This is a genomic window from Umezawaea tangerina, assembly GCF_003002815.1.
Classification (GTDB): Bacteria; Actinomycetota; Actinomycetes; order Mycobacteriales; family Pseudonocardiaceae; genus Umezawaea; species Umezawaea tangerina.
Genome location: NZ_PVTF01000026.1, coordinates 23,528 through 50,329, shown reverse-complemented (window position 1 = coordinate 50,329; position 26,802 = coordinate 23,528). Strand labels below are relative to the sequence as shown.

Annotated in this window: 23 protein-coding genes, 2 tRNA genes and 1 other RNA gene; 13 read left to right on the top strand and 13 right to left on the bottom strand. The window is 70.5% G+C overall.

The annotated features are described in order from the left end of the window. Position 1 precedes the first annotated feature (1 nt). From hrpB to CLV43_RS50300, 3 genes are all read left to right on the top strand, one after another. Positions 2-2,389 (top strand): ATP-dependent helicase HrpB, encoded by a 2,388-nt coding sequence (hrpB, locus tag CLV43_RS46315; protein WP_106196989.1) that lies wholly within the window; start codon positions 2-4, stop codon positions 2,387-2,389. A gap of 244 nt (positions 2,390-2,633) precedes the next feature. Further along, positions 2,634-3,311, top strand: a complete 678-nt coding sequence (locus CLV43_RS46310) for a GNAT family N-acetyltransferase (RefSeq protein WP_170156314.1) — start codon at positions 2,634-2,636, stop codon at positions 3,309-3,311. 15 nt (positions 3,312-3,326) lie between these two features. Continuing rightward, the gene (locus tag CLV43_RS50300; RefSeq protein WP_106196945.1) at positions 3,327-5,447 is read left to right on the top strand and encodes an ATP-binding protein; all 2,121 of its coding nucleotides are present in this window, start codon (positions 3,327-3,329) and stop codon (positions 5,445-5,447) included. A 337-nt stretch (positions 5,448-5,784) separates the two neighbouring features. On the opposite strand, the gene CLV43_RS46300 is transcribed toward CLV43_RS50300, so the two are convergent. Next, positions 5,785-6,474, bottom strand: a complete 690-nt coding sequence (locus CLV43_RS46300; protein ID WP_245887531.1) for a TetR/AcrR family transcriptional regulator — start codon at positions 6,472-6,474, stop codon at positions 5,785-5,787. A 62-nt stretch (positions 6,475-6,536) separates the two neighbouring features. Between CLV43_RS46300 and CLV43_RS46295 the strand changes: the two genes are divergently transcribed. The 4 genes from CLV43_RS46295 (at position 6,537) to CLV43_RS46280 (ending at position 10,498) form a co-directional block, all read left to right on the top strand. Then, positions 6,537-7,766 carry a cytochrome P450 gene (locus CLV43_RS46295; RefSeq protein WP_106196943.1) on the top strand — a complete coding sequence of 410 codons (1,230 nt, stop codon included), beginning with the start codon at positions 6,537-6,539 and terminating at the stop codon, positions 7,764-7,766. A 31-nt stretch (positions 7,767-7,797) separates the two neighbouring features. Next, complete coding sequence (locus tag CLV43_RS46290; RefSeq protein WP_106196942.1) at positions 7,798-7,992, top strand: ferredoxin; 195 nt, start codon at positions 7,798-7,800, stop codon at positions 7,990-7,992. Beyond that, a complete protein-coding gene (locus CLV43_RS46285) occupies positions 7,992-9,152 on the top strand; it encodes an NAD(P)/FAD-dependent oxidoreductase (RefSeq protein WP_106196941.1) in 1,161 nt (386 codons plus the stop codon). The genes CLV43_RS46290 and CLV43_RS46285 overlap by 1 nt, the downstream gene beginning before the upstream one ends. Before the next feature lie 95 nt (positions 9,153-9,247). Continuing rightward, positions 9,248-10,498, top strand: a complete 1,251-nt coding sequence (locus CLV43_RS46280; RefSeq protein ID WP_106196940.1) for a multidrug effflux MFS transporter — start codon at positions 9,248-9,250, stop codon at positions 10,496-10,498. A 56-nt stretch (positions 10,499-10,554) separates the two neighbouring features. Here CLV43_RS46280 and ssrA read toward each other — a convergent pair. Then, positions 10,555-10,928, bottom strand: a transfer-messenger RNA (tmRNA) gene (ssrA, locus tag CLV43_RS46275). Between the two features lie 172 nt (positions 10,929-11,100). Here ssrA and CLV43_RS46270 point away from each other — a divergent pair. Next, a complete protein-coding gene (locus CLV43_RS46270) occupies positions 11,101-12,351 on the top strand; it encodes a sensor histidine kinase (RefSeq protein ID WP_106196939.1) in 1,251 nt (416 codons plus the stop codon). Next, entirely contained in the window at positions 12,339-12,983 is a 645-nt protein-coding gene (locus CLV43_RS46265) for a response regulator transcription factor (RefSeq protein ID WP_170156313.1), read from the top strand. The genes CLV43_RS46270 and CLV43_RS46265 overlap by 13 nt, the downstream gene beginning before the upstream one ends. Here the strand turns inward: CLV43_RS46265 and CLV43_RS46260 are convergent. From CLV43_RS46260 to CLV43_RS46235, 6 genes are all read right to left on the bottom strand, one after another. After that, complete coding sequence (locus CLV43_RS46260; protein ID WP_106196987.1) at positions 12,965-13,873, bottom strand: amidohydrolase family protein; 909 nt, start codon at positions 13,871-13,873, stop codon at positions 12,965-12,967. The two genes, CLV43_RS46265 and CLV43_RS46260, sit on opposite strands and share 19 nt — an antisense overlap. Next, positions 13,870-14,355, bottom strand: coding sequence for an SsrA-binding protein SmpB (gene smpB, locus CLV43_RS46255; protein ID WP_106196938.1), 486 nt, complete (start codon positions 14,353-14,355; stop codon positions 13,870-13,872). Before smpB ends, CLV43_RS46260 begins: the two co-directional genes overlap by 4 nt. Positions 14,356-14,384: 29 nt before the next feature. Beyond that, entirely contained in the window at positions 14,385-15,287 is a 903-nt protein-coding gene (gene ftsX / locus CLV43_RS46250; protein WP_106196937.1) for a permease-like cell division protein FtsX, read from the bottom strand. Positions 15,288-15,332: 45 nt separating this feature from the next. Further along, entirely contained in the window at positions 15,333-16,022 is a 690-nt protein-coding gene (gene ftsE / locus CLV43_RS46245; protein ID WP_106196936.1) for a cell division ATP-binding protein FtsE, read from the bottom strand. A 79-nt stretch (positions 16,023-16,101) separates the two neighbouring features. After that, positions 16,102-17,205: a peptide chain release factor 2 gene (prfB, locus tag CLV43_RS46240; RefSeq protein ID WP_106196935.1), complete on the bottom strand. Its 1,104-nt coding sequence runs from the start codon at positions 17,203-17,205 to the stop codon at positions 16,102-16,104. A 60-nt stretch (positions 17,206-17,265) separates the two neighbouring features. Next, positions 17,266-17,766 (bottom strand): PadR family transcriptional regulator, encoded by a 501-nt coding sequence (locus tag CLV43_RS46235; protein WP_106196934.1) that lies wholly within the window; start codon positions 17,764-17,766, stop codon positions 17,266-17,268. 384 nt (positions 17,767-18,150) lie between these two features. Between CLV43_RS46235 and CLV43_RS46230 the strand changes: the two genes are divergently transcribed. Beyond that, positions 18,151-18,408 carry a hypothetical protein gene (locus CLV43_RS46230; protein WP_245887529.1) on the top strand — a complete coding sequence of 86 codons (258 nt, stop codon included), beginning with the start codon at positions 18,151-18,153 and terminating at the stop codon, positions 18,406-18,408. A 146-nt stretch (positions 18,409-18,554) separates the two neighbouring features. Here CLV43_RS46230 and CLV43_RS46225 read toward each other — a convergent pair. From CLV43_RS46225 to CLV43_RS46215, 3 genes are all read right to left on the bottom strand, one after another. Continuing rightward, positions 18,555-18,628, bottom strand: a tRNA-Met gene (locus tag CLV43_RS46225). 329 nt (positions 18,629-18,957) lie between these two features. Then, positions 18,958-19,031, bottom strand: a tRNA-Met gene (locus CLV43_RS46220). Positions 19,032-19,134: 103 nt separating this feature from the next. Beyond that, positions 19,135-22,143, bottom strand: a complete 3,009-nt coding sequence (locus CLV43_RS46215) for a UPF0182 family protein (RefSeq protein ID WP_106196933.1) — start codon at positions 22,141-22,143, stop codon at positions 19,135-19,137. Positions 22,144-22,305: 162 nt separating this feature from the next. Between CLV43_RS46215 and CLV43_RS46210 the strand changes: the two genes are divergently transcribed. Next, entirely contained in the window at positions 22,306-22,854 is a 549-nt protein-coding gene (locus CLV43_RS46210; RefSeq protein WP_211304891.1) for a PPA1309 family protein, read from the top strand. A 128-nt stretch (positions 22,855-22,982) separates the two neighbouring features. On the opposite strand, the gene CLV43_RS46205 is transcribed toward CLV43_RS46210, so the two are convergent. Beyond that, on the bottom strand, positions 22,983-24,110 hold the full coding sequence (locus tag CLV43_RS46205; RefSeq protein WP_245887528.1) for a YlbL family protein: 1,128 nt from the start codon (positions 24,108-24,110) through the stop codon (positions 22,983-22,985). Positions 24,111-24,212: 102 nt separating this feature from the next. Between CLV43_RS46205 and CLV43_RS46200 the strand changes: the two genes are divergently transcribed. Further along, on the top strand, positions 24,213-25,550 hold the full coding sequence (locus CLV43_RS46200) for a zinc-dependent metalloprotease (protein ID WP_106196932.1): 1,338 nt from the start codon (positions 24,213-24,215) through the stop codon (positions 25,548-25,550). 300 nt (positions 25,551-25,850) lie between these two features. Here the strand turns inward: CLV43_RS46200 and CLV43_RS46195 are convergent, their stop codons facing one another. After that, positions 25,851-26,396, bottom strand: a complete 546-nt coding sequence (locus CLV43_RS46195) for a M48 metallopeptidase family protein (RefSeq protein WP_106196931.1) — start codon at positions 26,394-26,396, stop codon at positions 25,851-25,853. A gap of 235 nt (positions 26,397-26,631) precedes the next feature. On the opposite strand from CLV43_RS46195, the gene CLV43_RS48340 reads away from it, so the two are divergent. Further along, positions 26,632-26,787: a DUF5679 domain-containing protein gene (locus CLV43_RS48340; RefSeq protein WP_170156312.1), complete on the top strand. Its 156-nt coding sequence runs from the start codon at positions 26,632-26,634 to the stop codon at positions 26,785-26,787. Positions 26,788-26,802: the final 15 nt, after the last annotated feature.

Genomic DNA, 26,802 nt, shown 5'->3' with positions numbered 1-26,802 from the left:
CGTGGAACTGCCGAACCTCCCAGTCCGTGCCGTGCTCGACGACGTGGTCGGCGCGCTCGCCGAGCGGGGCTGCGCGGTGCTGGTGGCGCCACCGGGTACCGGCAAGACGACGCTGGTGCCGTTGGCGCTGGCCGAGGCGCACGCGGGCCGGGTGGTCGTGGCCGAGCCGCGGCGGATCGCGGCCCGCGCGGCCGCCGCGCGGATGGCGTCGCTGCTGGGGGAACCGGTCGGGCGGACCGTCGGGTACTCGGTGCGCGGTGACCGGAAGGTGTCGAAGGCCACCCGGATCGAGGTCGTGACGTCGGGGCTGCTGGTGCGCAGGCTCCAGTCCGACCCGGAGCTGGCGGGCGTGGGGACGGTGCTGCTCGACGAGTGCCACGAGCGGCACCTGGACGCGGACCTGCTGCTCGCGCTGCTGCTGGACGCGCGCGCCGGGCTGCGGCCGGACCTGCGGCTGCTGGCCACGTCCGCGACCGTCGCCGCGGACCGGTTGGCCGGGCTGCTCGGCGACGCGCCGGTGCTGCGCGCCGAGGCCAGGACGTTCCCGACGACGACGGAGCACGTCGCACCGGCGCGCCAGGAGCGGATCGAGGGCTGCGTGGCCCGCGCGACCCGGCGGGCACTGTCCGAAGGGGACGGTGACGTGCTCGTGTTCCTGCCCGGTGCGGCGGAGATCCGACGCACGGCGGCGTTGCTGACGATGCCGGACGTGGACGTGCTGACGTTGCACGGGCGGCTGTCCGCGGGCACGCAGGACGCGGCGCTGCGGCCGGGCGCGCGGCGGCGGGTCGTGCTGTCGACGGCGATCGCGGAGTCGAGCCTCACCGTGCCCGGTGTGCGCGCGGTGGTGGACTCGGGGCTCGCGCGCGTGCCGCGGGTGGACCACCGGCGCGGGCTGTCGGGGCTGGCGACCGTGCGGGTGTCGATGGCGGTGGCCGACCAGCGGGCCGGTCGCGCCGGACGCGAGGCGCCCGGCCGGGTGTACCGGTGCTGGCCGGAGCACGAGCACAGCACGTTGCCGCGCTACCCGGAGCCGGAGATCAAGACCGCGGACCTGACCAGGCTGGCGTTGGAGCTGGCCTGCTGGGGCACACCCGACGGCAGCGCGCTGAACTGGTGGGACGCGCCGCCCGCCGGTGCGCTGGAGGTCGGGCGGACGGTGCTGCGCGCGTTGGGGGCGCTGGACTCCGACGGCCGCGCGACCGACCGCGGCAGGCGGATGTCCGACCTCGGGCTGCACCCCCGGCTGGCGCGCGCGTTGCTGGACGGGGCGGTCGAGGTGGGCGCGCGCACGGCAGCCGAGGTGGTGGCGCTGCTGGACGACGACGCGCTGACCGACAGCGCGGAGCTGTCGACCGCGTTGCGGGACCTGCGGTCCGGGCACACCGACCGGTCGCGGCGGTGGTCGCGCGAGGCGAAACGGCTGGCCGAGCTGGTGACCGGACGTGGGCACGACGACCCGGCGCTGGTGGTGGCGCTGGCGCACCCGGAACGGTTGGCGCGGCGGCGGTCCGGCGGTGCCGGGGTGTACCTGATGGCGGGCGGGACGGCGGTGGAACTCCCGCCCGGTAGCGGTCTCGGCGACGCCGAGTGGTTGGCGGTCGCCGTCGCCGACCGCGAGCCGGGACGCAGCCACGGCCGGGTCCGGTTGGCCGCACGGGTGGACGAAGCCCTTGCCGTGCAAGCGGCTCCGGCACTGGTGTCCACTGTGGACGAGGTGCGCTGGGACCGCGACGTGGTGGCCGACCGGGTCCGGCGGCTCGGCGCGATCGTCTTGTCCAGCAAGCCGTTGCGCGATCCCCCGGCCGCCGCGGTGCGCGACGCGCTCGTCGCCGGGCTGCGCTCCGAGGGGCTGGGGCTGCTGCGGTGGCACGCCGACGCCACCCGGTTGCGCGAGCGGTTGGAGTTCCTGCACCGCGTGCTGGGCGACCCGTGGCCGGACGTGACCGACGAGGTGCTGCTCACCGGGGTCGACGGGTGGCTCGGCGGCGCCCGCCGACGGGCCGACCTCGCGAAGATCGACGCGGAGAAGGTGTTGCGGCAGCAGCTGCCCTGGCCCGCGGCCGGGCGGTTGGACGAGCTGGCGCCGGACCGGCTGGAGGTGCCGTCGGGGTCGCGGATCCGGATCGACTACAGCGGGGCGAACCCGGCGCTGCTGGTGAAGGTGCAGGAGGTGTTCGGGTGGACCGGGACGCCGCACATCGCCGACGGGCGCGTGCCCGTGGTGCTGCACCTGCTCTCCCCCGCGGGCCGGGCCACCGCCGTGACCGGTGACCTGGAGTCGTTCTGGCGGACCGGCTACCCGCGGGTGCGCTCCGAGCTGCGCGGCCGGTACCCCAAGCACCGCTGGCCGGAGGACCCGATGACCGCCCCGCCCGCCCGGCGGTGACCGCACAAGTGCGTTGCGCGCGCCCGGCTTCGTGACGACTGTCTGCACAGCATGATCGGCGGCCGCGGTCCGCGGCACGGGAACGCCGTGCGCCCCCTTTCGAGTGGTTCCGGAGAACGGGTGAAACGCGGGCGCGCGGCGGAACCGATGATCCATGCGTTCGCAGGGCGCGATCCACGCGTCCGCGGGCAGTTCCGAGCTTCGGTCGGGGTCACGTTTCGGCGATGAGGGGCCAAGGACAACCATGACGGCAGATGCGGGACGCCCGGCACGGGCGTCGGTGCGGCGGCAGGAGTGGTCCGCCGTCGCACCGCCGGACCACCAGCGGATCAGGGAGATCTGGGAGGAGGCGTTCCCGCCGAACGAGCGGAGCGAGCACGACACGGTCTCCCGCCGCGACAGCACCTGGCTGTGGACCGCGCACCTGCCCGACGAAGGGCTGGTCGGGTTCGCCACCGCCCTGCACCTGCCCACCGCGCGGGTCGCCTACCTCGAGTACCTGGCCGTGGCACCGGAGGTCCGCGGCAGCGGGGCGGGTGCCGCGCTGCTCGCGGCGATCGTCGACGACCTCGACTCCGAGCCCTCGGTCCAGGGGGTCGCGCTCGAGGTGGAGGACCCCGCCCGGACCCCTGGGAACGACCCGATGCTCACCAGGCGGATCGGGTTCTACGAGCGGTGGGGCGCCCGTCCCGCGAGCCTGCTGACCGACTACTCCATGCCCGATCTCGCCGTGCCGGGCGCGCGAGTGCCGATGATCGTGCTGTGGCGCGGGGTCAGGGACAACCCCGAGCTCGACGCCGACCAGGTCGAACGCCTGCTGACCGATCTCTTCCGCGGTTACTACGCGCACGCGGCGGTGGAGGGCCACCTCGAGGAAATGGTAGGGCGAATATCCCGTGACGGTCCCCGAACAACGCGGTGACGGCGGTCGGCCCGGATGACCGGCGAGGCCGACCCCACCCGCAACGTCGTCAGCGGCCACACCGGCCACGTGGTGCAGGCCGGTGTGGTCAGCGGCGACGTGAACGTCAACCTCCCGCGCCCGGTCCACGTGCTGCCGCACCAGCTCCCCGCCACCGTCGCGCCGTTCGTCGGCCGCAAGGCCGAGCTGGAGCTGCTCGACGCCGCGCTGGACGACGAGGCCGCCCCCGTCCAGGTGATCAGCGCGACGGCGGGCGCGGGCAAGACCACGCTGGCGGTGCACTGGGCGCACCGGGCCGCGCACCGGTTCCCCGACGGCCAGCTCTACGTCAACCTCAGGGGCTTCGACCCGACCGGACCACCGGTGGTACCGGGCGAGGCCATCCGCGGTTTCCTCGACGCGTTCGGCGTCCAGGCCGACAACATCCCGGTGGCGCTGGACGCCCAGGCCGCGCTCTACCGCAGCCTGCTGGCCGAACGCCGGGTGCTCGTGGTGCTGGACAACGCCCGCGACGCCGACCAGGTCGGCCTGCTGCTGCCGGGATCGGCGAGCAGCCGGGTGCTGGTGACCAGCCGGGACCGGATGCACGACCTGATCGTCATGCAGGGGGCGCGGACGATCGCGTTGCGGCCGATGAGCGACGGGGACGCGATCCGGCTGATCGCCTCGCGGATCGGGGAGGAACGGGTGGTGAACAGCGGTGTGGCGGTGCGGGAGCTGATCGACACCTGCGTCCGGCTGCCGCTGGCGCTGGTGCTCGTCGCGGCCCGCGCCACGCTGGACCCCGACCTGCCGCTGGAAGCGCTCGCGGAGGAGGTCCGCGACGAGGAGCACCGGCTCGACGCGCTGGAGCTCGGCGACAACCGCACCGGCATCCGGGCCGTGTTCTCCTGGTCCTGCAACGCCTTGAGCCCGCAGGCGACCGCCATGTTCCGGCTGCTCGGCCCGCACGCGGGCCCGACGTTCGGGTCGGGAGCGGCCGCGGCGTTGACCGGCGTACCGGTGAAGCGCGCGAAGCAGCTGCTGGCGGAGCTGACCAAGGCGCACCTGCTGGAGGAGTCCGATCGCCGGTACTCCTTCCACGACCTGCTGCGCAGCTACGCCGCCGAGCTCGCCACCGCGGTGGAGACCGGACCCGACAACAGGATCGCGGCAGGCCGGATGCTCGACCACTACCTGCACACGGCCCTGGCCGCGGACCGGCTCATCGCGCCGCAACGCGCGCCCATCGCGGTTCCCGAGCCGCCCGACGGGATCCAGGTCGTCGCGGTCGACGACGAGCAGCAGGCGTTCCGGTGGTTCACGACGGAGCACGCCACGCTGTTGGCGGCGGTCGAGGTGGCAGGCCGGTACGGCCTGCACTCCCACCTGTGGCAGCTGGCCTGGAGCATGACGACGTACCTGGAGCGCAAAGGGCACTGGCGGGACTGGCTCAGCACCCAGACCGCGGCGGCGTCGGCGGCCGAGGAGTCCGGGGAGAAGGCGGCCGAAGCCAGGGCGCGCCGGTTGGCCAGCCGCGCGGCGATCCGACTGGGGATGCCGGACGTGGCGGCGGTGCACCTGGAACGGGCCCTCGCGCTGTACGAGGAACTGGGCAGCGCGATCGGGAAAGCCCGCACCCACATCGTGTTCAGCTGGGTGCGGGAACTCCAGGAGCGGTACTCGGACGCGGTGGACCACGCGGCGGAGTCGCTCGACCTGTTCCGGCAGGTGGGGAACAGGCCAGGGGAAGCGCGGGCGCTGGACCAGCTGGGGTGGGAGCTGGCGTTGGCGGAGCAGCACGAGGAAGGGCTGGGGTACTGCGAGGCGGCGCTGGAGCTGTTCACGGAGCTGGGGCACCTGGCGGGGCTGGCGGACACCGAAGACAGCCTGGGGTACATCAACTTCCGGTTGGGGAGGTACGAGGTTGCCGTGGAGCACCTGGTTCGGGCCATCGGGCTGTGCCGGGAGCTGGGGGACCAGCACACGGCGGCGATCTCGTGGGACCGGTTGGGGGATGTCTGCCTTGCTCTGGGGGATGTTAGGGGGGCGTTGGACGCTTGGGGGGCGGCGATCGGGGTGTTGGAGAAGAGGTCGGCGCCGGAGGTGGTGGCTGTGCGGGCGAAGAGGGATGGGGTTGTGTTGAGTGGGGGGTGAGGGGTGGAGCGAAGTCCGGCTCCGGCCCTCTCACTCCTGGGGAAGCCCAGCCCCCGGCGCGCGATTGTCTCAATGCCCGATCTTCGTTGTCAAGACGATGAAGCTGTCTTGACAACGAAGATCGGGCAGGAGGGCGCTGTGGATCGGGGGCAGAGGGGAAGTCTGGCTTCGCCAGCATCAGGCTCCGCCTGACTCAAGCATCCTCGCTACGCGTCGGACAAGGCATCGGCTGGCGCCGACAAGGCCCCAGGCGCTCCGCGCCGGATGCGCGCTGGCGGGCTGCGCCCAACGGGGTGGGGTGGGTGCTCGCTTCGCATCGATGGGCGGCGGTGGGTGGCTATTGGCCTTCGGTTGGGACGGGGATGTTGCCGTTGCGGAGGAGGGTCATGGCGTGGTTGGCGAGGGTGTGCATGTCGGCTTGGCCGCGGCTTTCGACCCAGGCGAGGACGACTGTTTCGATGATGTTGATGGCGAAGGCGGCGGTGAGGGCGGCGGTCATGCGGCAGGGTGGGGGGTCGAGGAGTTGTTCGACCTCGTGGGCGAGGTTGTCGCGCCATTGCCAGAGGACGTCGGCGAGTTGGGCGCGGACCGAGGCGTTGGTGCCGGCTAGCTCGTAGACGGCCATGACGCGGGCGGGGTCGGTGGACATGACGCGGAGGACGTTGGCGATGACGGTGTTGAGGGCGACGGGGAGTGGGGCGGGGGTGGCGTGGAGGTCTGAGAGGGCGTCGAAGAGGCTGGTTTGGACGAACTCGATGACCAGCGTCTCCTTGGTGGGGAAGTAGCGGTAGAGGGTGCGGGGGCCGACCTCGGCGGCGGCGGCGATCTGCTCGATGGTGGTGCGGTGGTAGCCGTTGCAGGCGAACAGCTCGAACGCCTTGTCGGAGATCAGACGTCTGGTCCTGGCCATCTTGAGCTCGCGGAGCCCCATCGTCACCTCCTCGGGAACGGGCGCGGGCAGCGAGGCTAGCACCGCTACCTGGCGCTTTCCGGTGATGACGTGGGCCACTTGCCGTGATGTCGCCATCACTGGCAGTGTAGAGGTCGTGGCAGTGACTGCCACATTTTTTCCCACCACGAGGGGTACCCATGACCGAGGCTCCGAGCAAGCCCACGAGCGGATCGTTCCCGACGACGCGGGCGGAGGGGTGTCCCTTCGACCCGGCCGTCGGGTACACCGAGCTCCGCGAGAAGGACCCGATCGCGCGGGTCGAGTGCCCCGCGGGCATCGACGCGTGGTTGGTGACGCGGTACGACGACGTGCGGACGGTGCTGTCGAGCCCCGGCCTGAGCTCGGCCGTGCCGGTGATGGGGCACGCCAACAGCGAGGTCGACCTGACCCAGGCGGGCACGCCGGGGTCGATCATCCAGAGCGACGGCGAGGCGCACTCGCGGCTGCGCCGCCTGCTGACCTCGGAGTTCACCGTCAAGCGCATCCAGGCGCTGCGGCCCTACATCCAGCAGCTGATCGACGACCACATCGACGCGATGCTGGCGAGCGACGAACCGGCCGACCTGGTCCGCGACTTCGCGCTGCCCATCCCCTCGCTGGTGATCTGCGAGCTGCTCGGCGTCGCCTACGAGGACCGCGACCAGTTCCAGCGGCAGAGCGCGATCCTGACCTCGGTCGACGTGGCGCCGGAGGTCTCGGCGCAGGCGAACGGCGAGATCCAACAGTTCGTGGCGCAGCTGGTCGTGTCGAAGATGCAGGCGCCGACCGACGACCTGATCTCGCGGCTCATCACCCGCGCCAACGAGTCCGGGCAGCCGCTGAGCGTGCAGGAGCTGGTCGTCCTCGCGCTGTCGCTGCTGGTCGCCGGGCATGAGACGACGGCGAACATGATCGCGCTGAGCACCGTGGCGCTGCTGCGCAACCCCGACCAGCTCGAAGAGCTGCGCGCGAACCCGGACCTGGTGCCGTCGGCGGTCGAGGAGATGCTGCGCTACCTGTCGGTCGTGCAGTTCGGCCTGTTCCGCGCGATCACCGAGGACATCCCGCTCGGCGACGAGACCCTGCGCGCGGGCGAGTGGCTGGTCACGTCGCTGGCGTCGGGCAACCGGGACACGTCGGTGTTCCCCGACGCCGACTCGCTCGACCTCAAGCGCAAGGCGTCCGCGCACCTGGCGTTCGGCTACGGCGCCCACCAGTGCCTCGGCCAGCAGCTGGCCCGCGTCGAGCTGCAGCAGGTGTTCAGCACGCTGTTCACCCGCATCCCGACGCTGCGCCTCGCGGTGCCGTTCGAGGACCTCAAGTTCAAGGACAACACCCTCGTGTACGGGGTGCGCTCGCTCCCCGTCGCCTGGGACGCGCGGACCTGACCCACCCAACACCCACAAGGAGAACACCCCCATGCGCGTGAGCATCGACGAGGACGGCTGCGTGGGCGCGGGCCAATGCGTCCTCGCCGCACCGGACGTCTTCGACCAGCGCGACGAGGACGGGATCGTGGTGCTGCTCGACAAGGAGCCCGGCGAACACCTCCACGAGGCGACGCGCGAGGCCGCCCTGCTCTGCCCCGCCCTCGTGATCCACCTGGCCGAGTGATGTCGGACATCAACCGGGTCGTCGTGGTGGGGGCCTCGGCGGCGGGGCTCACCACCGCGGAGACGCTGCGCCGCGAGGGCTTCGACGGTCTCGTGACGCTGATCGGCGACGAGCTGCACCTGCCCTACGACCGGCCGCCGCTGTCCAAGCAGGTGCTGCTGGGCACGTGGGAGCCGGAGCGGACGTCGTTCCGCGACGACGCCACCTACCAGCGGCTGGAGATCGGGCTGCGCCTCGGCGTGGCCGCCACCGGCGTCGACACGGGCGCGCGCACGGTGGCGCTGTCCACCGGCGACCGGGTGCCCTACGACCGACTGGTCATCGCGACCGGTGTCCGCCCGGCCGAGCTGCGCGCCGGGCACGAGCTGGCGGGCGTGCACGTCATGCGCACGCTCGACGACGCGCTCGCGTTGCAGGCCGGTCTGGCGCGGGCGACGTCGGTGGTCGTCGTGGGCGCGGGCTTCCTGGGCTCCGAGGCCGCCGCGGCCGCGCGCACGCTCGGCAAGGACGTGGCGCTGGTGGACATGGCGCCGGTCCCGATGTCCCGCCAGTTCGGCGACGAGCTGGGCGGCTGGATCGGCGACCTGCACCGCGACAACGGCGTCGACGTCCGCACCGGGGTCGGCGTGGCCCGGCTGCTGGGCGAGGGCGCGGTCACCGGCGTGGAGCTGGCCGACGGCTCGGTGCTGGCCGCGGACGTCGTGCTGGTGGCCATCGGGTCCGTCCCGGCCACCGACTGGCTGGTGGGCAGCGGCATCCCGCTGGACGACGGCGTGCTGTGCGACGACATGTGCGAGGCCGTGCCCGGCGTGTACGCGGCGGGCGACGTCGCCCGCTGGCACCACCGCAGGTTCGGCGTCCGGATGCGGGTCGAGCACCGGATGAACGCCACCGAGCAGGCGATGGCCGTGGCCAAGAACATCCTCGGCGAGCCGAAGCCGTTCACCCCGGTCCCGTACTTCTGGACCGACCAGTTCGACGCGCGCATCCAGGCGTACGGGATGTTCCCGCCCGACGCGAAGATGACCGTGGCGCAGGGCGACCCGGCGGACCGCAAGCTCGTCGCGCACTACCACCACGAGGGCGCGCTCGTCGGCGTCCTCGGCTGGAACATGCCGCGTGAGCTGCGGGCCGCACGAGCCCTGCTGCTGGAGGACTAAACACCCCGTGCGGTGGCGTTGATCCCACCAGCGGCACCGCACGGGTCTCTCCCGACGCGAAACCCCCGGTTCACGAACAGGAGAGCCACTCCACCATGACCACGGCCACCCTCGGACCGAGCAGGCTGAAGCTCGTCGGCTTGCTGGGCGCCCTCTGCACCCTGGGCCCGCTCTCGGTCGACATGTACCTCCCCGCATTCCCCTCGATGGCGCGGGAGCTCGGCACGACAGCGCCGCAGATCCAGCTGTCGCTCACCACGTTCATCATCGGACTGGCCCTCGGCCAGCTGGTGGTGGGCCCGATCTCCGACGCGGTGGGCAGGCGCAAGCCGCTGCTCATCGGCCTGAGCGCCTACGTGCTGTTCTCCCTGATGGCCGCCATCGCCCCCACCGCCCTCGCACTGGCCGGCATCCGCCTCGCCCAGGCGTTCGGCGTGGCCGCGGGCTTCGTCGTCGCCACGGCGGTGGCGCGGGACATGTTCTCCGGCATGGCGATGGCCAAGTTCATGAGCATGCTCATGCTGGTCAACGGCCTGGGCCCGGTCATCGCGCCGGTGCTGGGCGGCCAGGTCCTGCGGCTCACGTCCTGGCGCGGCACGTTCCTGGTGCTGGCCCTGATCGGCACCGTCCTGCTGGTCGTCCTCGCCATGGCCCTGCCCGAGACCCACCCCGAGGAGAAACGGGCTCCCGCCAACCTGAAGGGCACCCTCCGCACCTTCGGCGGCCTGCTCTCCGACCGCTTCTTCGTCGGCTACGCCCTCGCGGCGTCCTTCGCCCTGGGCTCCCTGTTCGCCTACGTCTCCGGCGCCTCGTTCGTGCTGCAGAACGTCTTCGGCCTCACGCCCCAGCAGTTCAGCCTGGTGTTCGGCCTCAACTCGTTCGGCATCCTGCTCGCGGGTTCCCTCAACACCTGGCTGACCGGTCGCATCACCCCCAGGGTCCTGCTGACCGCGGGCCTGGTCATGGCCACCGCGGGCGGCCTCGGCCTGCTCACGGCGGGCCTGCTGGGCGGCAACCTGCTCGCGTTCCTGCCGCCGCTGTTCCTGCTCACCACCAGCGTCGGCGTCCTGCTCCCCAACGCCGCCACGCTGGCCATGAACCGCCACCCGGAGTCGGCGGGCAGCGCCTCGGCCCTGCTCGGCGTGCTCCAGTTCCTCGCGGGCGGCCTGGTCGCGCCGGTCGTCGGCGCCGCGGGCACCTCCAGCGTCATCCCGATGGCGACCGTCATGTTCGGCCTCACCGTCGCCGCCACCCTGGCGTTCACCGTCCTGACCAGGGGCGACAAGGGCATCACCAAGGACACCGACACCATCCCGGAAGCCGCGGTCGAGGTCGCCCCGCACTAGGCCCCGGATGAGGAAGAGCCCCGCCCACGACTTCCGTGGGCGGGGCTCCGGCCATCTGGTGGAGGTGCCGGGAATCGAACCCGGGTCCTCTGCCGGCTCATCAGGGCTTCTCCGTGCGCAGTCGACTACGTCTCTACTCGGCCCGACCGATCACGTCGACAAGTTCGGTCTGACAGGCCCAGACACTGTGGGATTCCCAACCGGTTCCCGTGCCCGGAACCGGAGGTGAGCCTCCTTGCTGATGCCGGGATCCGGAACGGAGGCGCTTCCGGGCCGACAGCGTCTTCCCTAGCCTCAGGCGGCGAGGGCGAACGCGCGCTGGTCGTTAGACTTGGCGCTTATAGGTTTGCGATGACGCTTGCGGTGGTCTCTCGCCTGCACCGGCACGCTTCCCCTGAATCAACGAACAAAGTCGAAACCGTTCACCCCCGTCAGGTGTTGCTGGGTCTTGCCTCGTACAGCATAACGCCCCCGCCGCACCGGTTCATCCCAATAGGCTTTGGTAGGGCTGGCCCCACCCCAGGCACGCTGGCTGACCTGATGGTCGTCCGGCCACGATCCGGTGATGCTGGTCTGGCACACCGAGCGGACTAGGCGGGGACATGACGACGCGACCACTTCCGAAGATCGCCAAGGCCAGCGCTTTCCTGCTGGTCAACTTCTTCATCAGCACCCTGTGGTTCGTGGTGCTCGTGTCGATGTTCGCGACCAGCGTCGGGTTGGCGGTCATCTGGGTGGGGGTCCCGCTGCTGGCCGCGACGCTGCTGGTGGCCCGCGGCGCGTCCACGTTGGAGCGCAGGTGGGTGCACACGATGCTGGACAGCTACGTGGCGTCGCCCTACCGGCCGCTGCCGGAGGGCGGGCTGCTGGCCAGGACGAAGGCCGTGATCACCGATCCGGCCGGGTGGCGCGACCTCGGCTACTGGATGCTGATGTTCCCGCTGAGCATCGTCGAGTTCGTCCTGGTGGTCACGTTCTGGCCGGTGGCGCTGACCCTGATCGCGTACCCGCTGGTCTACCAGTGGGCGAACGGCTACCTGGTCATCGAGCTGCCCGGTGGGAACGAGTGGGCCATCGACTCGTTCGCCCACGCCGTCCCGGTGACGGTGGTCGGCCTGCTGCTCGGCCTGCTCACGGTGCCGATGGTCCGCGGTCTCGGCAGGATGCACGCGTCGCTGGCCCGCACCGTCCTCGGCCCGTCCCGCACGGCCCTGCTGTCCGCCGAGACGAAGCGGCTCCAGGCGAGCCGGGCGCGCGGCGTGGACTCGGCCGAGGCTGAGCGGCGGCGGATCGAACGGGACCTGCACGACGGCGCGCAGCAGCGGCTGGTCTCGGTGGCGATGACGCTGGGCCGCGCGAAGACGAAGATGGACTCCGACCCGGACGCCGCCCGCGAGCTGATCGCCGAGGCGCACGTCGACGCGAAGCTGGCCATCTCCGAGCTGCGCGACCTGGCCCGCGGCATCTACCCGTCGGTGCTGGGCGACCGCGGGCTCGACCCGGCGCTGTCGTCGCTGATCTCGAAGTGCCCGATCCCGGTCGACCTGAGCGTGGACGTGGAGCCGCGGCCGCCGACGGCCGTGGAGAGCGCCGCCTACTTCACCGTGGCCGAGACGCTGACGAACATCGCCAAGCACGCGGGGGCGACCCGCGCCGGGGTGAAGGTGTTCCGCACCGACCACTCGGTGGTCGTGGAGGTCACCGACGACGGCAAGGGCGGCGCCGAGGTGCGCAAGGGTGGAGGCCTCGCGGGCCTCGCGGACCGGGCTGCGACCATTGACGGTGTGGTCGTGGTGGTCAGCCCCGTCGGTGGGCCGACAGTGATCCGGACGGAGCTGCCGTGCGCGTGGTGATCGCGGAGGACTCGGTCCTCCTGCGGGTGGGGGTCCAGCGCCTGCTGGCCGACGAGGGCATCGAGACGGTCGCCGCCGTCGACGACGGGGTGGCGCTGCTCGCGGCCATCGAGGAGCACCGGCCGGACCTGGCGCTGGTGGACGTGCGGATGCCCCCGACGTTCACCGACGAGGGTCTGCGCGCGGCCATCGAGGCCCGCAAGCGCATCCCGAACCTGCCGGTCCTGGTGCTGTCGCAGTACGTGGAGGAGCGCTACGCGGTCGAACTGCTGGCCGGTGGCGCGAGCGGCGTCGGCTACCTGCTCAAGGAGCGGGTGGCCGACGTCGCCGAGTTCGTCTCGGCGGTCCGCCGGGTCGCCGACGGCGGCACGAGCATCGACCACGAGGTCATCACCCAGCTGATGGCGCGCAGCAAGCGCAACCCGGTCGACTCGCTGACCGCCCGCGAGCGCGAGGTGCTCGGCCTGATGGCGGAGGGCCTGTCGAACGCGGCCATCGCCGCCTCGCTCGTGGTGTCCGACGGCGCGGTCGAGAAGCACGTCGGCAACATCTTCGCGAAGCTCGGGCTGGAGCCCAGCACTTCGGAGCACCGAAGGGTCCGCGCGGTGCTCGCCTACCTCGACATCGGGTAGCCCAGGAGCCGCGCCGGGTTGTCGTGCAGCACGGCGCGCAGGAACGGGGTACCGAGCCGGTCGTCCGACCCCGCCCAGCCCGCGATGGCGCGCAGCTGCTCGGAGTAGGCGTACGGGATGTTGGGGAAGTCCGTGCCGAGCACGATCCGGTCCGGTACGTCGGCGATCCGCGCCGCCCAGTCCGCCGGGAGCGGCTGGTTCCGCTCGCTGAACGGCACCCCGACCATCGTGGTGTCCAGGTGCACGCGCGGGTAGCGGGCGACCAGGTCGAGCGCGTCGCCGTAGTCGGGCATCCCCGCGTGCGCGATCACCGCCGTGAGCCGCGGGTGCCTGCGGAGCACCGCCTCGTACCGGTCGAGCCCCGTGTGCGCGCCGGGCACGGGGCCGTGCCCGCAGTGCACCACGGCGGGCACACCGGCCTCGGCCAGCAGCCCCCACGCGCCGTCCAGCAGCGGGTCGGCCGGCTCGTAGGCGCCGACCTGGACGTGCGCCTTCACGCACCGGGCACCGGCGTCGAGCGCCTTGCCGAGGTAGGTCTCCACACCGGGTTCGGGGTACAGCGTCGCGGTCGGCACGGCACCCGGCGTGCGCTGCCCGAAGTCGAGCGCCCACTCGGTGAGCCATTCCGCCATGTCCGGCTTGTGCGGGTACACCAGCGGGGCGAACCCGACCACGCCCAGCGCCCGCAGCCGGTCGAGGCGCTCCGGCTCGCCGAGCCGGTAGTGGATCGGCCACGGCACGCCGTAGTGCTCGCCCGCGCGGTCGAAGAACGCCCACACCTTCGCGAGCACGCGTTCGGGCATGAAGTGCACGTGCAGGTCCACGAGACCGGGAAGTCCCAGGCCGGTGACCCAGCCCGGGACCTCCGCGTCGTTCTCGGGTCCGTTCAGTACCGGCCCCCGCGGCCCTTCAGCGCACGGCCGTACGCCTTCTGGATGTCGCGGTCGGCGTCCCGCTTGGCGATGTCCTGGCGCTTGTCGTAGGACTTCTTGCCCTTCGCCAGCGCCAGCTCCAGCTTCACGTACCCGTCGCTGAAGTACATCGACAGCGGGATCAGGCTCAGACCGCTCTCCTTGGTCTTGCCGATCAGCCGTTCGATCTCGCTCTTGTGCAGCAGCAGCTTCCGCCGCCTGCGCACCTCGTGGTTGGTCCACGTCCCCGCCACGTACTCGGGGATGTGCAGCGCGTGCAACCAGATCTCGCCGTCGTCGACCTGGGCGAAGGCGTCCACAAGGGACGCCCGGCCCAGGCGGAGACTCTTCACCTCGGTGCCCACGAGCACGACACCCGCTTCGAAGACGTCGAGGATGGTGTAGTCGTGTCGAGCCTTGCGGTTCGACGCGATCACCTTCCTGCCGCGTTCCTTGACCATGATGCGACTTTACGTGACCGGGCCAGCGGTTAAAGCCGGACGTAGAGGCGCAGGGTGACGTAGCCGGTCAGCGCCGAGATCAGCACGGAGACGCCGAACAGGATCGGGGCGATCAGCAGCACGTCGAGCTGGCTCAGCGTCGGCAGGATGCCGGAGGAGAACAGGTCGCCCAGCACCCGGTCCAGGATGAAGGCCTTGAACAGGATCAGGCCCACGACCGAGACGATGGCGCCGATGATGCCCGCGACCACCGCCTCGATGAGGAACGGGAGCTGCGTGTACCACCGCGTCGCGCCCACCAGGCGCATGATGCCGACCTCCGTCCTCCGCGTGTAGGCGGAGACCTGGATCGTGTTGGAGATCAGCAGGAGGGCGGCGAGTGCCTGCAGGAGCGCCAGGAACAGCGCGCCGTCCCGGACCCCGTTCAGCACGTTGAACAACCGGTCCAGGAACTTGCCCTGGTCGTCGACGCTCTTCACGCCCGCCTTGCCGGAGAACTCGCGCACGATCACGTCCGCGCGCTCCGGGTCCTCGAGCTTGACCCGGAACGTGGCCGGGATGGCCTCGGGTCGGGCGAGCTTCACGAGCTCCGGCTGGGCCTCGAAGATCCGCTTGAAGCGCTCGAAGCCCTTGTCGCGGTTCTCGAAGACGACCGTCTCGACGCCGGAGGTCGTCTCCAGCGAGGTGCGCAGACCGGAGCAGGGCTGACTGGAGCAGTCCTGGTCGTTGGCGCTCACGTCGTTGGTGAGCAGGACCGCTACTTCGAGCTTGCCCTGGTAGTTGGCCTGCATCTTGTCGACCATGCGGACGACGAGCAAACCACCACCGAGCAGGCCGAGCGAGATAGCGGTCGTGAGGATCATCGCGATGGTCATCGTGACGTTCCGGCGCAGGCCGGTGACGACCTCGCTGAACACGAAGCTGGTACGCATCGGGGGTGGCGTTCCTTGGGGTCGGGGGAAGGTGTGCGGAGGTAACTACCGGCCTACGCCGTAGACGCCTCGCGCGTCGTCGCGGACGACCCTGCCGTTGTCGAGCTCGACGACACGGCGCCGCATGGAGTCGACGATGCCGTGGTCGTGCGTTGCCATCACGACTGTGGTGCCGGTGCGGTTGATCCGCTCCAGCAGCAGCATGATGTCCTGGCTCGTGTCGGGGTCCAGGTTTCCGGTCGGCTCGTCGGCGATGAGGACCAGCGGGCGGTTCACGAACGCGCGGGCGATCGCGACGCGCTGCTGCTCACCACCGGAGAGCTCGTGCGGCAGCCGGTCCGCCTTGCCTTCGAGGCCGACCAGCTGGAGCACCTCGGGGACCACCTTGACGATGGTGTTCTTGGGCTTGCCGATGACCTCGAGCGCGAACGCGACGTTCTCCGCCACGGTCTTGTTGCTGAGGAGTCGGAAGTCCTGGAACACGCAGCCGATGGACTGGCGCAGGCGGGGGACCCTGCGCCGGGACATCTTGGCGACGTCGAAGTTGGACACGTAGACGCGCCCCTTGCTGGGCACCTCTTCACGGAGCAACAAGCGCAAGAACGTGGATTTGCCGGACCCCGAGGGCCCGATGAGGAACACGAACTCACCCTTGTCCATCTCGACCGAGACGTCGTCGAGTGCGGGACGCGTGGAGGTCTTGTAGACCTTGGAAACGTGTTCTAGGCGAATCACGAGGGCGGAGTCTACCCGTGGCCAGGGTAAAGCCTTCGTCTCGCCCGGCGAAGTGCGGAGCGTGACGACTCGTCACCGATCAGGACGTTTGCTGCTGCTTGCGCCACCGGATGCCCGCCTCGAGGAAGTCGTCGATCTCGCCGTCGAGCACCGCGCCGGGGTTGCCGACCTCGTGCTCGGTCCGGAGGTCCTTGACCATCTGGTACGGGTGCAGGACGTAGGAGCGCATCTGGTTGCCCCAGCTGGACCCGCTGTCCTTGAGCGCGTCCATCTTGTCCTTGTCCTCCTGGCGCTGCCGCTCCAGCAGCTTCGCCTGCAGCACGGCCATCGCGGTCGCCTTGTTCTGCAGCTGCGAGCGCTCGTTCTGGCAGGACACCACGATCCCGGTCGGGATGTGGGTCAGCCGCACCGCGGAGTCCGTGGTGTTGACGCCCTGGCCACCGGGGCCGGACGACCGGTACACGTCGACGCGGAGGTCCTTCTCGTCGATCTCGACGTGGTCGGTCTGCTCGACGACCGGCACGACCTCGACGCCCGCGAACGACGTCTGGCGGCGGCCCTGGTTGTCGAACGGGGAGATGCGCACGAGCCGGTGCGTGCCCTGCTCGACCGACAGGGTCCCGTAGGCGTACGGGGCGGTGATGCGGAAGGTGGCGGACTTGATGCCCGCCTCCTCGGCGTAGGACGTGTCGAACACGTCGACGCCGTAGCCGTGGCGTTCGGCCCAGCGGGAGTACATGCGGAGCAGCATCTCGGCGAAGTCGGCGGCGTCGATCCCACCGGCCTCGGCACGCACGGTGATGAGCGCGTTGCGCTCGTCGTACTCGCCGGAGAGCAGCGTGCGGACTTCCAGGGAAGCGATTTCCTCGCGCAGCTTCGCCCGTTCGCCGTCGGCGTCGGCGATGCTGTCCGCGTCGTCCTCGGCCTCGGCGAGCTCGTACATGATGCCGAGGTCCTCGAGGCGGCCGCGCAGGTTGGTGATGCGCCGGAGCTCGCCCTGCTTGTGGGACAGCTCGCTGGTGAGCTTCTGCGCCTTCTCCTGGTCGTTCCAGAGGTCCGGGAGGGCGGCCTGCTCTTCCAGATCGGCGACCTGGGCGCGCAACGTGTCGAGGTCCATCACCGCCTCGATGCTGCCGAGGGTCGCGGAGAGGTCCTTGATGTCTGCTTCGACGTCCGGGTTCACGTCGAAAGATTACGCCGGCACCGGCCGCGGGGAGCGACCGGTCGCCGGGTAACCGGGGCTTCAGCCGGTGGGGATGGCGTCCAGGAGCTTGAGGACGGCCTTGGCGTGCGCGAGGCCGAACTCGGCCACCGCCTTCGCGTAGGGGTCCTCGGCGGTCTTCACGGCCGTCTTGGCGCTCTCCTGCTCGGCCCCGTACACACCGCGGGCGGTGTCCACGAGTCCGGCGCGCTGCTTGGCCGTCAGCGACCCCGCGTGGACGAGGCGCAGGATCAGCGGGCTGCGCAGGTGGTCAGGTCCCGGCTCGGAGAGGAGCCAGTTCTTGAACGCCTTCTTGCCCGCCGCGGTCAGCACGTACTGCTGGCTGGAGCGCGGCCCCTGCTTGCCGAGGCGGAGCAGGCCCGCGTCGGCGAGCGCGGGCAGCTCGCGGTAGACCTGGCTGCGGGTGACGCTGAAAAACGCGCCGAAGCGCTCTCCGGCCTCAGCCACGAGCTGGCCACCGGTCTTGGGTCCGTCGTGCAGCAGCCCGAGCAGGGCAGCGGCAGTCGCATTGAGGTCCGACATATCACCAACGGTGCCACGACATCGGGGCGCTGTCCACAATGGTCAACCGTTCTGTCCACTGTGGCTGATCACGGGCTAGTGGAATTGGGCCATGCGGAGCAACGGAAAGCTCCGCACGGTGACGACGCCCTGATCGACACCACGCTTTCGGCCCCTTGACCGCCCTCGTCCAGCTCACGTGGAAAATCCGTTCACGGCAACGGAAGTCGATCCCGGTGGCGGCGGCCGCACGCCCGACCCGACTCACTCGAACGGCAGCAGGAGGGCCTCGAAGCTCACCCGCCGGAGCCGTCGCGAGCCATGTGCTCATCCCCTGTTCGCACAACAAGGTGGTTCCCGGCTCGGGGTCTGGCGCACGCCTGGAGCACTGGGACGATTGTCCTGGTGCGCGGCCTGGTCGGGGGCGCGCTCAAGCTGGAGGTGCGGGCGATGGGCATCAAGTGGATGGACGGGAAGGTCGCGCGCGGGGCCAAGGTCGTGCGCGGGGCGCGCGCGTGGGCGAGCGGCACGATCCCGGACCAGGCGGGCAAGGACGAGTGCATGGTCTGCGGGAAGCAGATCAGGCGCACCCGCAACGTCAGCGGCGGCGGCCGCGTCTGCTCCCTCAAGTGCAACGAGTACTGGATCGAAAACATGACCTGACCCACCACACCCAAGACACCCGAGAGGCCCGAGAGGCCCGATCCCCACCAGGGATCGGGCCTCTCGTCCATCCACAACCGGTTAACCACACCCGAATGCAGAAAATCCCGGCCCGACCGAAGTCGAACCGGGATCTTCCCAACAAGTAGCGGGGACAGGATTTGAACCTGCGACCTCTGGGTTATGAGCCCAGCGAGCTACCGAGCTGCTCCACCCCGCGCCGCTTAAACCATTTACTTGTTTCACTTCGTCCTGCTGAAAACAACTATACACCCTCCCGCACCCCCTTTTCACCACCCCCACCCAACGCCCACCCAACGCCCACCCAACGCCCACCCAACGCCCACCCAACCCCCCATTCCCCCAGCTCAACCCCACCCCACTCCCCACCTCACCCCCCACCAAGCCAGGCGACCCCCAACGTTCCCCCACCCGCCCGGGGGTGCAGGGGGCGAAGCCCTCCTGCCTTGGGGGCCCGGGGGCGAGAGCCCCCGTGAAACGCGAAAAATCCCCATGCGGCCGAAGCCGCATAGGGATATCCCGGATTTGTAGCGGGGACAGGATTTGAACCTGCGACCTCTGGGTTATGAGCCCAGCGAGCTACCGAGCTGCTCCACCCCGCGCCGTTGTTGCTGAGGTGAACTGTACTGGAGTGTTGTCCGGACATGCAAATCGGGTGGCCCCCTTGTGCTGGGGGCCACCCGATTCCGCTGTTCAGCGGTGGTGTCAGCCCGAGGGTGTCGCCGTGGCCGCGACCGACGAGGACGACGCCGGTGGCGTCGAACTGGTGGTGGCGGACGCGTTGGCGGTCTCGAACTTCTTCGTGGCCTCGTCCAGCGCCTTGTAGGCGTTGCCGAGCGCCGCGAAGTCACCGCTCGCCTGGGCGGACTTGATGGCCGCCAGAGCGCTCTGCATGTCCTTCACGGCCTGGGTGAGCTCGGGGCTGGCCTGCCCGGTGCCCGGTGGCGTGGAGGTCGACGGCGAGGTGGGCGTGGTCGACGGCGGTGTCGTGCCGCCGGGGACGTTCGGCACCTGGGTCGAGGCGCCGGTCAGCACCTGTTCCAGCGCCTCCGCCAGCGTCGGCGCGTACCCGACCTTGTCGCCGAAGCTGACCAGGACCTTGGACAGCTGCGGGTACGACGTGTTCTGGCTGGCCCGTTCGATGTAGACCGGTTCGACGTAGAGCAGGCCGCCGCCGACCGGGAGGGTCAGCAGGTTGCCGTAGACGACCTTGGTCTTCTGCTGGGTCAGCAGGTTCAGCTCGGAGCTGACCGTCGCCGAGGTGAGGAACTGCGTCTGGATCTGCTGCGGGCCCTTGGCCTCGTTGTTCAGCGTCAGGACGCTGATCTTCCCGTAGTTGTCCGGGTCGGACCTCGCCGTGACGTAGGAGGCCATGAACTCGCGGTTCTGCCGCACCAGCGAGCTGGTCAGCTGGAAGCTCACCTTGTTCTGCCCGGCGGTCGGGTCGCCCGCCACCACGTAGAACGGCGGTTGCTGGTCGCGCGGCTGCGAGTTGACCTGCGCCTGCTGTTCCAGGGTGGTCGCGTTGTCGACCGTGGGGTCGGACGGGACGCCCCAGAACGAGACGCCGGAGAAGAAGTCCCTCGGCTCGGAGACGTGGTACTTCGACAGCGTCTCGCGCTGGACCTTGAACAGGTCCTCCGGGTAGCGGAAGTGCTCGCGCAGCGACGCCGAGATGGCGCTGTTCGGCTTGACCGTGCCGGGGAAGACGCCCATCCAGGCCTTGAGGACCGGGTCCTGCTCGTCCATCGCGTACAGGGTCACCGTGCCGTCGTAGGCGTCCACAGTGGCCTTGACCGAGTTGCGGATGTAGCTGATCTCCTCGTTCGGCAGCTGCGCGACGCCGGGGAGCGAGTCGTTGGTGACCTCGCCGAGGGGGGTCTTCTTGGCGTACGGGTAGTTGGCGAGCGTGGTGTAGCCGTCGACGATCCAGGTGATCTTGCCGTCGACGACGGCCGGGTACGGGTCGCCGTCGACCGTCAGCCACGGGGCGACCTCTTCGACGCGGTCCCGCGGGTGCCGGTTGAAGATGATCTTCGACTCGTCCGTGATGGACTGGTTGAAGAGGATGTTCCGCTCGCCGTAGTACGAGGCGAACACCAGCTTGTTGAACAGCCCGCCGATGCGGACGCCGCCCGCGCCGTCGTAGGTGTAGGACGAGGTGTCGGTGTCGTACTCGCCCGGCGAGCCCGCGTCGCGGCCGCCGACGATCGCGTAGTCGCCCACCGCGCCCAGCTCGCCGTAGTACGTGCGCGGCTGCTGCACGCCGAACGGGCCCGGCTGCACCTTGCCGTCCGGTGCGACCTCGCTGGCCTGGAAGACCGGGTAGCCGCCGTTGCCGCCGTTGTCGGCGGGGGTGTTGACCTTGCTCGCCTCGGCGGCCACGAAGCCGTTGCCGTGGGTGTAGACGAGGTGCTGGTTGATCCAGTCGCGCTGGCCCTGCGGGATGCCCGCGGTGTTCAGCTCGCGGACCGCCACGATGTAGTCCTGCAGCTCCTGGTCCTGCACCTTGTACCGGTCGACGTCGAGCTTCTCCGGGAAGGCGTAGAACGGCCGGAGCTGCTGGAACTGGGTGAAGGTCTTGGCCACCACGGCGGGGTCGAGCAACCGGATGTTGCCCAGCGTCGCCTGGTCCTTCTTCAGCTCGTCGAGCGAGACGTTCTGCTTGCCCTCGTAGGGTTTCGTCTCGACCTTGTCGTCGGTCAGCCCGAACGCCTGCTTGGTCGCGTTGATGTTGCGCTTGATCGACTCGGCCTCGCGCTCGATGGCGTTCGGCTTCACCGAGAACTGCTCCAGCACCGCGGGCCACGCGGCGCCGACGAGGATGCTCGACAGGATCAGCAGCACCGTCGCGATCGCGGGCAGCTGGAGGTTGCGCAGCACCGCGCCGACGAAGAACGCGACCGCGCAGAACACCGCGATGCACAACAGGATCAGCTTGGCGGGCAGCACCGCGTTGAGGTCGGTGTACGTCGCGCCGTTGAACTTGTCGTTGCGGTCGGAGAACAGCAGCATGTACCGGTCGAAGAAGTACGCGACCGCCTTGAGCAGCACGAACACACCGGCCACGATGGACAGGTGGGTGCGCGACGGGCCGGAGAGCTGGCCGCCGCGACCGGCGAGGCGGATGCCGCCGAACAGGTAGTGCGCGACGATCGCGGCTACGAAGGACACCGCGGTGGCGATGAACAGCCACGACAGCAGCCACGTGTAGAAGGGGAGCTTGAAGGCGTAGAAGCCGATGTCGTGACCGAACTGCGGGTCGGTCACCCCGAACGCCGTGGCGTTCAGGAAGAGCTGGAACTGCTGCCAGTCCGCCTGGGCCGACACACCGGCGATCAGCCCGATCAGGACCGGGATGCCGATCGCGAACAGGCGCATCCGGCGCGACACGACGGCGCGGTAGCGCGCCACCGGGTCGTCCGGTCCCGTCACGGGCACGAACACCGGCCGCGTCCGGTAGGCGAGGATCAGGTTGATCGCGACGAGGCCGCCGACCAGCAGGCCGACGCCGAGGAAGAGCCCGAACCGCGTCAGCAGCATGGTGCTGTAGACGCTCTGGAAGCCGACCTCCCCGAACCACAGCCAGTTGACGTAGGTGCCGAGCAGTCGTGATCCGGTGATCAGCCCGACCAGGATCACGCCGCCGATGATGAGCAGCAGCCTGCTTCGTCGGGACAGCTTGGGCAGTCCGACCGGGGGCCGTGTGGCCACGGTGCACCCTCCAGGTTCGCAGTGGTCCGATTGTCGGCTTGCCGACTCTTCAATTAGTACGTTCTGTCCAACTCTACGGAGGCCGTGCCGAGTTCCCCGATCGGTTCTCCGTTTCCCCCCTGCCGGCGGCCGCCGGTGCCGGGGGATGCGACCATAACCACCGTGTCAGCCAATCCTTCGCCTTCGCCGGAGAACTCGCCCGTACTGCTCCGCGCCGTCGCGCGCGAGGTCGAGGAGTTCGTGTCCACGGCCGGGTGGGACCAGGGCCTCCAGCTGTTCGCCCTGGTGCCGACCGCCGAGCTGCTCGCGCAGCAGCCGGAACTGACCGGCCAGCTCGACCCGGAGGCGTCCCCGCTGACGCCCATCGCGCAGGACGAGCTGCCCGACGCCGACCTGGCCGACGCCCTGCTGGGCATCGTGTGGCCCGACGCCGTCGCGGGCTGCGCGCTGGCGCAGGAGATCCTGGTGCTGCCGCCGGAGGCCGAGGAGAAGCTGCGCGCCGAGGAGCTCGGCGACGAGGAGGCGCGCGCGTTCGCCGCGGCCCACCCGCAGCGCCGCGAGGCCCGGCTGGTCGCCGCGGTGCTGCGCGACGGCACGGCCGCGTGCGTGCTGCACCTGCGCGGCAACACGGAGATGCCCGACGAGGTCGTCGAGCACCCCGAACTGGCCCCGAACCTGACCAACGCGCTGCTGGAGACCTTCAAGCCGTAGGTCCCCCACCCACCGGGTGGTCCGCGATCCGGCGTGCCGGCCGGGCGTGTCCCGCTCCCGTGACGCGGCTCGGGCCCGTGGCCAAGGTGCACGACCTTGGCCACGGGCCCGAGTGCGTTCCCCACGGGTCAGCAGCCGGGTGCGTCCTTGCCCGCCACGACCGCCTCGACGGCCTGCACGGCCCCGGTCAGCGTCTCCACCTTCACCAGCCGCAGCCCCTCGGGCGCTTGCTGCTTGGCCTCGACGCAGTTGTCGGCGGGCACCAGGAACGTCGTGGCACCGCCTTCGCGCGCGGCGACCATCTTGAACGGGATGCCGCCGATGGGGCCGACCTCGCCCTTCTCGTTGATCTCGCCGGTGCCCGCGATGGACTGGCCGCCGTTGAGCTCGCCGGGGGTCAGCTTGTCCACGATGGACAGGGCGAACAGCAGGCCCGCCGACGGTCCGCCGACCTCCGGCACGCCGATCTTGATCTCGAACGGGGCGTCCGCGCGGTCCACGGCCAGCACGCCGAGGAAGCCGGTCTCGCGGTTGTCGGCGCGGCCGAGCGGGACCCGCGAGGTCTGCTGCTTGCCGTCGCGGTCGTAGGTCAGCTCGATCTCGTCGCCCGGCTTGGTGTTCTCCAGGGCGGCCTTCACGTCGTCGGCCACGCCGATCTGCTTGCCGTTGACGACGCGCAGCCGGTCGTTGGGCTGGAGCACGGCGTCCGCGGCGCTGCCCTTGGTGATCTCGGCGGCGAGCACCTTCACCGGGTAGCCCAGGTAGCGCAGCGCGGCGACCTCGGCGCTGGTCTGCGAGTCCTGGAAGGCCTTGGTGTTCTGGTCGCGGACCTCGTCCTTGGACACGCCGGGCTTGAAGAACTCCTCGCGCGGCGCCAGCGCGTACCGGCCGCTCACCCACAGCCCCATCGCGCCGAACAGCGACAGGTCGTCGATCAGCGACACCGTGGTCATGGTCAGGTGCCCGCCGGTGGGGAACGTGTCCTGGCCCTCGATCGAGACCACGTTGTTGCCGTCGACCTGGCCGAGGGTGTCGTAGGTCGGGCCGGGGCCGAGCGCCACGTAGGGCACGCGGGCGAACCCGCCCGCCAGGCCGAGGCCGATGACGACCAGGAAGCTGATCAGCAGCGTCCAGGTGCGGCGGGTCGGGCCCGACTTCCCGCGCGGGGGCGGCAGCGGGGTCGCGGCCAGGCCACCCGAGTCGTCGCCGTCGCCGACGACGGTGTCCGTGGTGCCGCCCTCGCTGTGCTCGCTCACGGTTCGACAGAGTACGACCTGCGCATGTGAACGACGTGACGTCCTCAAGCTCGCAGCGAACCTGGGCCGCGTCGCCAGGCGTCTCCGCGTACCGTTGTGGGCATGACTGACCTGCCGTTCGGGTTCGGCCCGTCGGACCCCGACGACCCCAACCGCAAGCCCTCCGACCAGGCCGGGCAGGGCAATCCCTTCGACTTCAACCAACTCGGCGCGATGCTGAGCCAGCTCGGCGCGATGTTCAGCAACCAGAACGCGTCAGCCGGTCCGGTGAACTACGAGCTCGCCAAGCAGATCGCCCTCCAGCAGTTGGCGGGCAAGGGCGGTCCCGCCATCGGCTTCACCGCCGACCAGGGCACCGCCGTGGCGGACGCGGTCCACCTGGCCGAGATGTGGCTGGACCCGGCGACCGCGCTGCCCGCGGGCACCCGTGCCGTGCAGAGCTGGACCGCGCGTGAGTGGGTCGAGCGGACGCTGCCGACGTGGCAGCGGCTGTGCGACCCGGTGGCGCGGCGCGTGTCCGGCGCCTGGGTCGAGGCGATGCCCGCCGAGGCGAAGGAAGCAGCCGGTCCGCTGCTGTCGATGCTCAGCCAGATGGGCGGCATGGCGTTCGGCTCCCAGCTGGGCGGCGCGCTCGCCCAGCTGGGCTCCGAGGTGCTGACCTCGACCGAGGTGGGTCTCCCCCTCGGCCCCGAGGGCACCGGCGCCCTGCTCCCGGCCAACATCGAGAAGTTCACCGAGGGCCTGGAGCGCCCGGCCAGCGAGGTCATGGTGTTCCTCGCCGCCCGCGAGGCCGCCCACCAGCGCCTCTTCACCCACGTCCCGTGGCTGCGCCAGCGGCTGCTGGACACGGTCGAGGAGTTCGCCAAGGGCATCAAGGTCGACACGAGCGCGCTCGAGCAGATGGCGGGGCAGATCGACCCGTCGAACCCCGAGAGCATCGAGGAGGCCATGAAGTCCGGCATGCTCGAGCCCCAGACCACGCCTGAGCAGAAGGCGGCGCTCACCCGCCTCGAGACGCTCCTGGCACTGGTCGAGGGCTGGGTGGACGTCGTGGTCGCGGAGGCCGTGGGCGAACGCCTGCCCGGCGCGTCCGCGCTGCGCGAGACCCTCCAGCGCCGTCGCGCCACCGGCGGTCCCGCCGAGCAGACGTTCGCCACCCTCGTGGGCCTGGAGCTGCGGCCGCGGCGCATGCGCTCGGCCTCCGCGTTGTGGAAGCTCGTGGGCGACCAGCACGGCATCGAGGTGCGCGACAGCCTGTGGGAGCACCCGGACCTGATCCCCACCACGACGGACCTGGACGACCCGCTGGAGTTCGCCGAACGCCTCGGCAACACCCGCAAGGCGCTCGAGGACCCGATGGCGGAGCTGGAGCGGACGCTGCGCGAGGAAAAGGAGTCGGAGACCGGGAAGAAGCCGGAAGACCCGACTCCGGAATCCTAGTCACCCCATTCGACCGAAAGGCCACCACGCACCGCGTGGTGGCCTTTTTCACGCTCGACCGGAAATCGGAAGGCCGGGGCGAGTTCCCCGGCGGACAGGTCGGCCACACCCGCCGACCTGCGATTACTAGGCCATCAGCTCAGTTGCCGGACCGCCGACGACAACCCCGTCGCGGGTCCACACCACCTACCGGCGCGAAGCGCGCGCACCCCACGTCGTCAACACGCGGAACGGCGAGTCGCATGTGCGGCTCCGGTACGAAAAATCATCCACCCCTGTTTCGAAATCCCCCGGTCTCCCCTATTCCTCCACCCCGATCCCCAGCCCGGCGGCCGCCGAGATCCCCTCCAGGTACCCCATGGCCCGCTCCGACTTCGGGTACCGGTGCACCAGCTCCCAGAAGTCCTTCCCGTGCCCTGGGACCCGCAGGTGCGCCAGCTCGTGCACGAGCACGTAGTCCAGCACCCACGACGGCACGTCCCGCAGCCGTTCGCTCACCCTGATCGTGCCCTCGGTGGGCGTGCAGGACGCCCAGCGCGTCCGCATCGGCGGCACCCACCGCACGCTGGTCGGTTCCGCGTCGTTGTCCAGGTACCGCCCGGACAGCTCCTCGCACCTCGTCAGCAGCGCCGCGTCCGACGTGCGGGCGGGCGACCGCCTGCGCGTCTCGCTGCGCTGCAGGCGGCTGAGCATCTCCGCCACCCAGTGTTCTTCCTCGCCCTTGCTCATCCGGGCGGGGAGCAGCACGACAACCGTGTCCCCTTCCCGGTACGCGCTGACCATGCGGCGCCGCCGCGCGCTGCGGCGGACCTCCACATGGGTTTTGGCTACCCGCGGTTCGGCCATGGCTCAACGGTAAGGCCCGCCACCGACAATTCGCGGCCGCCAAGCGGCGGTGAGGAGCGACACGGTCGGGCAGATTCCACCGAAAGGCGGCTGGACACGCGCTGGTGGACATGCACGCATCCGCACGTCCGCACAGGTAGCGTGCTGAGCAGGCCCCCGAGGGCGGTGCAGAACGCCCCGCCCTCACGACGCTGTCGCCGCCTGTGCGGCTACCGCCAAAGCAAGGGAGGAACCCGTGGCCGAGACCTACAACGGCTACTGCGTGAAGTGTCGCGAGAAGCGCGACTTCTCGGGAGAGATCCACGAGAACAACAACCGCAGGATGGCTAAGGGCAAGTGCCCCACGTGCGGCACCACGGTCACCCGAATCCTGGGCAAGGCCAAGGTCTGACGTGAACCCGCTGGT